Source organism: Sinorhizobium sp. 8-89 (genome assembly GCF_030124325.1).
Lineage (GTDB): Bacteria > Pseudomonadota > Alphaproteobacteria > Rhizobiales > Rhizobiaceae > Sinorhizobium.
The window spans coordinates 203194-211342 of record NZ_JASKLR010000011.1; the positions used below are offsets into that span (position 1 = coordinate 203194).

Annotated in this window: 6 protein-coding genes; 1 reads left to right on the forward strand and 5 read right to left on the reverse strand. The window is 60.1% G+C overall.

The window, feature by feature from the left end; translation table 11 throughout:
- Positions 1 to 81: 81 nt before the first annotated feature.
- The 5 genes from QN219_RS20970 to QN219_RS20990 all read right to left on the reverse strand — a co-directional run bounded on the left by QN219_RS20970 (position 82) and on the right by QN219_RS20990 (position 5752).
- Positions 82 to 1020 (reverse strand): carbohydrate ABC transporter permease, encoded by a 939-nt coding sequence (locus tag QN219_RS20970; protein WP_284001822.1) that lies wholly within the window; start codon positions 1018 to 1020, stop codon positions 82 to 84.
- Positions 1013 to 1933, reverse strand: coding sequence for a sugar ABC transporter permease (locus QN219_RS20975; RefSeq protein ID WP_284001823.1), 921 nt, complete (start codon positions 1931 to 1933; stop codon positions 1013 to 1015). The genes QN219_RS20970 and QN219_RS20975 overlap by 8 nt, the downstream gene beginning before the upstream one ends.
- A 3-nt stretch (positions 1934 to 1936) precedes the next feature.
- Positions 1937 to 3229, reverse strand: coding sequence for a sugar ABC transporter substrate-binding protein (locus QN219_RS20980; RefSeq protein WP_284001825.1), 1293 nt, complete (start codon positions 3227 to 3229; stop codon positions 1937 to 1939).
- Between the two features lie 115 nt (positions 3230 to 3344).
- Positions 3345 to 4676 (reverse strand): DUF2961 domain-containing protein, encoded by a 1332-nt coding sequence (locus QN219_RS20985; RefSeq protein ID WP_284001826.1) that lies wholly within the window; start codon positions 4674 to 4676, stop codon positions 3345 to 3347.
- Positions 4676 to 5752, reverse strand: a complete 1077-nt coding sequence (locus tag QN219_RS20990) for a sn-glycerol-3-phosphate ABC transporter ATP-binding protein UgpC (RefSeq protein ID WP_284001827.1) — start codon at positions 5750 to 5752, stop codon at positions 4676 to 4678. Before QN219_RS20990 ends, QN219_RS20985 begins: the two co-directional genes overlap by 1 nt.
- Positions 5753 to 5880: 128 nt before the next feature.
- Between QN219_RS20990 and QN219_RS20995 the strand changes: the two genes are divergently transcribed.
- The gene (locus tag QN219_RS20995; RefSeq protein ID WP_284001828.1) at positions 5881 to 7611 is read left to right on the forward strand and encodes a GH32 C-terminal domain-containing protein; all 1731 of its coding nucleotides are present in this window, start codon (positions 5881 to 5883) and stop codon (positions 7609 to 7611) included.
- Positions 7612 to 8149: the final 538 nt, after the last annotated feature.

Consider the following 8149-nt stretch of genomic DNA (forward strand, 5'->3'; position numbering starts at 1 on the left):
GCACAAACCGCGACACGGGCGTCTCGATAACATTACAATCACGTGCATGGCCACCGGCTCACCTGATCAACCACAAACCCGTCAGCCTTTCACGCCGGCCCGCACAAAGGAGTCGATGATCCAACGCTGCGCCACCAGGAAGATCAGCAGAACCGGCAGAATCGACAGCGATACCGCCGCGATGACCTCCGAGGTTGCAGACGAGTTCCCGACCGGGTCACGGATCGACATGATCCCAACCGGCAGCACCATCTGGTCCACCGAATTCAGGAAGATCAACGGCATAAAATAGTCGTTCCAGGTCATCGTGAAGATGATGACGGAGAGCGCCGCGATCTGCGGGCCTGCTAGTGGCACGGCAATCGACCAGAACGTACGGAAATGTCCGGCGTTGTCGACACGCGCCGCCTCGAACAGCTCTTTGGGAAGCGTCAGGAAGAACTGCCGCATCAGGAAAATGCCAAACACGCCCGACATGCCAGGCGCGAAGGCGCCGGTGAGGCCCGGAACGATAATCGACCATTGGCTGTCGACCAGGCCGAGCCAGCGCATCAGCAGGAACAGCGGCACCAGCGTCGTCTGTATCGGCACCATGAGGGAGACTAGTAGCAGGGCGAATAGCGCGTTCTTGAACGGAAAACGAAGCCGCGCGAAGGCGTACCCGGCAATGGTGGTGGTTGCGACGTAACCGAGCGTGACCGAGGTCGCAAGCACCGTCGAGTTCCAGAAGAAGCGGCCGATCGGGACATCCGACGAAAGCAGCCGGCGGTAGCTTTCCAGACTGGAATCAAGACCGGGCAGCCAGCGTGGCGGAAGCGTGAAAGCCTCCGACACTGGCCGGAAGCTGGTGGTGAACATCCATAGGAACGGCGCCACCATCACCAGCGCGCCGAGCCCGAGCACCACATAGATCACGGCGGTGCGTAGACGCGAGAGCATTGCCCGTGTTTCGGGCGAGAGACGACGGTCCGACAAGCCGGCCGGCGCCAAGTCCCACGAGATGTGCATCGGCTTATTCATAGAAGGCCCACCGCTTGGAAAGTGCGAACTGGATCGCCGTTATGATGACCGTAACCGTGAGCAGCAGCAGCGAGATCGCTGAGGCATAGCCCATGTTGAACGACTTGAACCCCTGCTCATAGATGTACATGACCAGGCTTCGCGAGGCATCGCCGGGCCCGCCATTGGTCAGGACGACAATCGACTCGAACACTTTAAAGGCGCCGATCGTGTTCATGGTGAGCAGGAAAAGGATCGTCGGCGACAGCAACGGCACGGTGATCTGCCAGAAGGTCCGCAGACTACTCGATCCATCGACGCGCGCGGCGTCGTAGTAGTCCTTGGAGATGCTCTGAAGTCCTGCCGTCGCGATCAGCATGGCGAAGCCGACATTCTTCCAGATGTCGAGGATGATGACGGACCAGAGCGCCTTGCGCGCGCTGGAAAGCCAGCGGACGGGCTCAATGCCCACGAGGCCGAGGTAGTAATTGATCACGCCGATGTCGCGCTGGAACAGGAATTGCCAGATCACCGCAACGAAAATCAGGCCAACTAGAGACGGGAAGAAAAAGGCGGCCCGATAGGCATATTGCACGGTCTTCGACATGTTCCGGTTGAGCAAGACCGCGAGAACGACGCCGAGGCCGACATTGCCGGCCACAGCAAAGACCGCGAAGAATGCAGTGTTGCTGAAAACCTTCCAGAGTCGCCGGTCGTTCAGCATCGCCTCGAAATTGGCGAGGCCAACGAAGCTCGGCCGGCTGAACAGATCATACTTCATTAGGCTGAGGACCACCGTGGCGACCATCGGCCCTGCGACGAAGACCGCAAAGCCGATCAAGGCCGGCGCGATGAAGAGAAGACCGGCCGTGGTCTCCCTACGGTTTTGCGGCGAGAACCAACCCGCCGCGGTGTCGTTGGCGATCTTGGTCATGAGTCACCCCCGCTGGATCTCGGCTTCGAGTTCTTCATGAGCTGCGGCAAGCGCTTCCTCCGCCGTCAACTCCTCGGTGATGATCTGATCGAAGGTGCGCCCGAGGATCCGGTCAAGCGCGTTGAAGAAGGCCGGCGCCGCGACGGGCTTCGCCGTCTTCAGCGCATCGAAGAAGACCGGTGCGCTCTTCGGTGCAGAAAGGAAGCTCTCCTGCTTAGCGGCTTCCTCGTAGATTGGGATTTGTTGTCCAATCTCCATCAGCGCCGTCACCGTATCGAGCGAGATCAATTGTTTGATAGCCTGGAAGGCGAGCTCGGGATGCTTCGATTGCGGGCTGATGCCCCAGCCGCCGCAGCCGAAGACGGTTTCGGCGCTTTCCTTGCGCGGCCAGGGCACGATGTCGAAATCGGTGAAGCCGTTTTGGACCCAGCCGGTCACCGGCCAGCGGCCGGCGCCAACCATGGCGAAACGCCCGGCAGCAAACTGGTCATAGACATTGAGCCCGATCGGGTCGGGCGAGACGCCGTGCTCGTAAACGAGCGCGTGGATGAACTCGGCAACCTCTCGGATCTTCGGATCATGGAGGTTCGAACGCTTGAAATCCGCGGTTACCGGATATGTGCCATTGGTCAGGTACCAGGGATGAATGGCGAAATTGAACCAGGGCAAGCCATAGCCGTAGATCTTCTTGTCGCCTTCGCCGGTCGTCAGTTTCTTGGCAATCGAGACGAAATCGTCCCAGGTCCAGTCCGGCTTCGGCGGCTCGACGCCCGCTTCCCTGAAGATGCGGGTGTTATAGTGGATGACCATCGTCTGACCGCCGTTCGGAATCTCATAGAGCTTGCCGTCGACGGTAAGGGCGTCCTTCAGCTTGGCGGGTATCTTGTCGACCAGGGCCTTGGCTTCCGGGTCGGCGGCAATCAACTCGTCGAGCGGCATCAGCAATTGCTTGTCGACGGCCAGCCGCACCCCCTCGACCGCGATATTGATGATGTCGGGAGGATTCCCGCCGGCGATCTGAGTCACCAGCTTGTCAGCATAGTCCGACCACGAGGAGATCGGCGCGATGTTGTCCTGCACCGTGACGTTCGGATAGATCTTTCGAAATCGTTCGAACGCCTCGCCATAGGCCTTCGCCTCCGAGGGGTTGCCCCAATTGTAGGTGGTGAGCTTGGCGGCGGTGTCTTTTGCCGGAGCGCCTGCCCGCGCCCTTACGGGGAACATGGCTGGTGTCAGGACACCGGCTGCTGCCAACGCCGTCGCCTTGGTCAGAAAGTCTCGTCTGTTCATGCTCATTTCCTTCTCCTCCTCAGGATGAGCGCCGAGTGCATGTCAGCGGTTTTCGTGGCGGCAGTCACAAGAACAAAGACCTGAAGCGCGTCGCATGACGAATGCGACGCGCTTCAGCGTTTTAGTTTCCTTTCGATACATTCGCCGCCGAGCGGCGCCGAGTCGTCTCCAACTTCTTCTCGATTTCGATGTCCCGGAGTTCCGCATAGGCGCGGAAACGCCCGTCGGCAGCATCGAACTGCCTGGTCTGTTCCGGCGTCAGGCGATCGCGGGCGACCCTCTTCGGAGCGCGGTCGCCGGGCGGCGTTGGCAGCCTTTCCTCGACGGGCAGGATGGTCAGCTTCGGAGATGGAAGCGTCTGGTACCAATAGGCGGTAGAGGCCCAATCGTCGCTCAGATGATTGGCGTGCCCGTGCTCGATCGTCACGCGGATGCGGTTCCTGAATCGAACGGGATCGGTGAGATGAAAACGATAGGAAACCTGATAGCCCGGCACGATGCTCTCGTGGATAACCGAGCCGTTCGTTAGGAACGCGTTGTTCTGCATCCCCCAGGCGTGATTGAAATAATCTTCGGTGCCAGTGCCATGGATCGACGGCGGCCAGGTGTCTTCGTCGACGAAGATCATCTCGTCACCTTCGCCCCACCAGGAGCCTTGGAAGTGCGCCACCGACAGGTTGCAGCCGACATATTGCCCGCGCCCCTCGGTCTCGAGGATGACGTAGTTGTCCTTGCCATCGAGATTGGGGATGTTGGTTTCGGGGCTATTGGTCTGCAGATTCGGACCCCAGCCGCCGCACGGGTTCTCGCGCCGCCACGACGCATGGAAATAGGCGATGTCGTCCGCCAGCGGTGACTCGTATCGTTCAAAGTCGACGTAGAAGTATTGGCCGTAGGGAACGTCGTTCTGGTTTTCGATCTCGATGATGGCGCGCTTGCCGAACGGCATCTGGAAATAGCTGTTGAACGCAGCGCTGCCCCCAAAGCGATAGCGCTCCTCAGGCTTGCTCGAGACGGAGATCGGCAAAGAAGAAAAGTTGCCGGGCATTGAATGACCGGTGCAGAAGAAGTCGCCGAGCGGCACCAGGACCGACGGGGTATCCTGGTCGTCCCAATAGATCTTCAGCAGCACCTTGCGATAGTAATGGGGGTCTGCGACCTCCCAGTTGAGGCCGAGGGCGTTGTGTATCTCAAACACCGGCGCGACATAATTGCCGGCAGTCGGATCGATCAGCCCGGCGCCGAGAACGCGACGGCAGAACTGCGTCATCCAGATATGCGTGATGCAGCCCGGTCCCTCAATATCGGCGAGCCGCACGGTGGAGTTGGGCGGGATCAGCCAGTAGTCCTGGTTCTTGCCCTCCTGGTCCCAACTGGAAAGGCGTCCGGTCCGCGCGTCCTTGACGCGCGCGAGGTCGGCAAGCATCGAATGTCCTGGGTGGCTGCTCGTCATCAATGAGTTCCCTTGGTTGAATGGCCTAGACGATTGCCGTCCGGTCCGAAGAAGTGCGCGCTCTCTGGCGCAAAGCGGAAATGGAGCGTGGCCCCGTCGGTAAGTGCCGGCCCGTCCGGCTCCTTGGCGATCAGATCAATGCCGTCGCTCGTTCCTGCGTAGATCAGGCGATGCTCGCCAAGATGCTCCTCGAACTGCAGCCGCGCGCTGAGAAAAGCCTGATCTGGTTCACACAGAACGAGGCTTTCCGGCCGCACGCCCAGCGTTGCACGGCCTGTCGGACCGGCAGGGGCCGGGATGGCCATCCCGAGCGGGCCGCGCGCCAGCCCTTCGCGTTCAAGGGTTACCGGAAAGAAATTCATCTTGGGGCTGCCGATGAAGCTGGCGACGAACAGGTTTGCCGGCGTTCGGTAAAGTTCGAGCGGCGTGCCGACCTGCTCGATGCGGCCCTGGTTGAGCACCACGATCCGGTCAGCGAGCGTCATGGCCTCGACCTGATCGTGCGTCACGTAGATCATCGTCGCATCCACCATTTTGTGGAGCCTGGCGATTTCGATCCGCGTTTGAACCCTGAGCGCCGCGTCGAGGTTCGACAGCGGCTCGTCGAACAGGAACAGGCGCGGCTCGCGCACAATGGACCGACCAATTGCGACGCGCTGGCGCTGCCCGCCGGACATGTCCTTCGGAATGCGGTGCAGCAGCTCCTCGATCTGCAGCATCCTGGCGGCGCGGGTGACGCGCTGGTCGATATCGCTTTTGTCCAGACCGGCGATTTTCAGGCCAAAAGCCATGTTCTTGTAGGCGGTCATATGCGGATAGAGCGCGTAGGACTGGAACACCATGGCGACGCCGCGTTCGGCAGGCTCGAGCAGGTTCGCCACGGTTCCTCCGATCCGGATCACCCCTCCGGAAATCGGTTCCAGGCCGGCGATCATGCGCAACAGAGAGGACTTTCCGCAGCCTGACGGGCCAACGAAAACGACGAACTCACCGAACGGAATGTGAAGATCGATACCGCGGATCACCGTGGCGGCACCATACGATTTGGTGACGCCCTCAAGATGTAAATCAGCCATGTTCTCCTCCTCGACCAGGTTCACCGCGTGTAACGGGCTTGCCAAATGTCGACGTCGAAATTAAATATCGACGTCGACATTTGTCAAGCTTGAATCTGCACCGCGCTGCCGGCGCGAAGGGAGGAGCCATGAGCACTAGTGTGGAATTGCACGTAACGCGCGGGGCGCGGTTTGAGTTTTGGGCTCGACGGAAGCCCGCGGAATCCGAGGCGGAGTATGCTGATGAAGAGGTGTTCGCCCTGCGCACCGGCGAGCGCATCGTCTATCGGATCGCCGCGCTGCCGCCCTACTTTCAGTTCTACACCTACACCCACCACGCTGACGGCCCCCTCACGCTGGAGTGGGACGAGAACGTCATCGAGATCACGCTATTCTACCGCTACGATCCAGCCGACGTGGCTGAGGAAGGCGTAACATTCCTGGAACTGAAGGGGGATCGGCTTGTTGCCCGACCGAAGGAAGCTTGGCCGGCATGGTATCAGAGCGATCCCGATCGCCCGCAGCTACGCTTCTCGCCATTTCAGGCATGGATGAACGATCCCAATGGCCTATGTTTCATCGACGGCCGTTACCACCTGTTTTACCAGTTCCATCCGACCGAAGCCGAATGGGGACCCATGCACTGGGGCCATGCGGTAAGCGACGACCTTTACCGCTGGACGCACCTTCCGGTGTTTCTCCATCCGGAACAGAACCTCTGGTCGCTTGGGGCCACCGGCGGCGCATTCTCGGGCAGTGCCTTCATCGGTCCGGACGGGCGGTTGAGCTTCTATTACACGGAGCGTTTGCCAGCCTATGATCTCTTCAAAGACTACAAGGAGGTACAGAAGCACGTCCTTCCATCGGCGGACTTGCTGCGTCCGGAGGTCAACTCCCTGGTGCTCGTTGACGGTCCGCCCGGCAGTGCCCATGACTTCCGCGATCCCAAGGTCTGGTACGATTCAAACTCTGGCGCTTTCCGCATGGTGCTCGGAGCCGCGATCGACGGTGACCCTGCGGTGCTGCTCTACGGCTCGAAGGATGGCGCGGACTGGAAATTCTTGGCGGTCCTTTACCGCGCTCCGGAACATTTCCGCCGGCATGGCGCACGCTGCGTCGAGTGCCCGGACTTCTTCGAACTCGACGGCCGCTTCGTGCTCGTGATGGGTTTCGTGGGCTTTACCGAGCCGGAAACCGGCCGGCACAATCTTCTTTACGCACAATTGGGGTCATTCGAAGACGACCGTTTCACGCCCCTGACCCCCGCATTGCAGGAGCTGGACTTCGGCACTGATTTCTACGCGATGCAGAGTTTCCGCGCGAAAGAGCGGCAGATCGCCTTTGCCTGGCTCTTCAACTGGGAGTTCAGAAAGCCGGCAGGCTCCCCCTATAGTGGCGAATTGTCGTTACCCCGTGTGCTCGGTCTCGACGGTGAACTCCGCCTGACGATGCTGCCTGAGGAGGGCTATCGAACACTGCGCTCACGCGTGTTGACGCAAGCATCCCCTGGCCACTTTGTCTGCGAACCCGGACAGCCGCTCGAAGTGTCGTTGGTAGGCGCTCTCGACGGAATTCGCATCGTCGGCCGCGGCGGCGAAGGCGAAAGCTTTACGATCGCGCACCGCGCCGAGCGGCTACAGGTCAGCGTGGCGGAAGATACCGGCGAAATCGAATACCACTCGACACCGCTGACACTTGAAAATCTGAGGCTCTTCTTCGACCGGGGGGTGCTCGAGATTTTCGCTAATGACGGCGCCGTCTGCGGCACGCGCCGCACCTATAAGATCACGACACTGACTGCGCTGGAGTTAATTCCGTCCGCCGCAACCCGTATAGATGCCTGCGAAGCTTGGAGCTACCACTCAGTCTGGCGAGACTAACGCGCGCCAATACGAGCACTGAAAGGACATGCAGCGGACCTCGCTGTGACGTCCGCTGCAGCAGAGTTTGGTTTTCGTGTGACAGGGTACACGCCTCAACAGCGACTCGCGCGATTGGCCGCTTCCAGGGCTAATTCGAGACTTTCCCCCTGCCTTTCATGGATGTTGCTTTGGGTCTAGGAGCCGTCTTCACGAGCCCTGTGCGACAATGTTCACGTTCTGGGCTAAAAAGATCGCATAATGTATCGTCTGGAACGCTCTACGTATCCGGAGAAACATGCCGCTGGCCCGCAAGTCCGACAGGGCTTTCTCGTCACGATAGAGATGCCGCAGATACAGAGCCAGAAACCGTCGTGCACATGGCACCACCAACGGACAGCTCTTTCCGAATCTCAGCGAGACTTCAGTCCGCTTTTCTTGCGAGCGGCAGGTGGCGGCTCATCTTCTCCCCAGTGAGGCTCGCTAACTGCGACAGATTCCGAACGCTGCGGTTCCCTGCTCGAACATGCATGGGACCTATGCGGAAGCGCATCGGACG

Coding starts and splice junctions, on each gene's coding strand:
- QN219_RS20995 (WP_284001828.1), top strand. CDS start 5,881: ATGAGCACTAGTGTGGAATTGCACGTAACGCGCGGGGCGCGGTTTGAG.
- QN219_RS20980 (WP_284001825.1), bottom strand. CDS start 3,229: ATGAGCATGAACAGACGAGACTTTCTGACCAAGGCGACGGCGTTGGCA.
- QN219_RS20970 (WP_284001822.1), bottom strand. CDS start 1,020: ATGAATAAGCCGATGCACATCTCGTGGGACTTGGCGCCGGCCGGCTTG.
- QN219_RS20975 (WP_284001823.1), bottom strand. CDS start 1,933: ATGACCAAGATCGCCAACGACACCGCGGCGGGTTGGTTCTCGCCGCAA.
- QN219_RS20990 (WP_284001827.1), bottom strand. CDS start 5,752: ATGGCTGATTTACATCTTGAGGGCGTCACCAAATCGTATGGTGCCGCC.
- QN219_RS20985 (WP_284001826.1), bottom strand. CDS start 4,676: ATGACGAGCAGCCACCCAGGACATTCGATGCTTGCCGACCTCGCGCGC.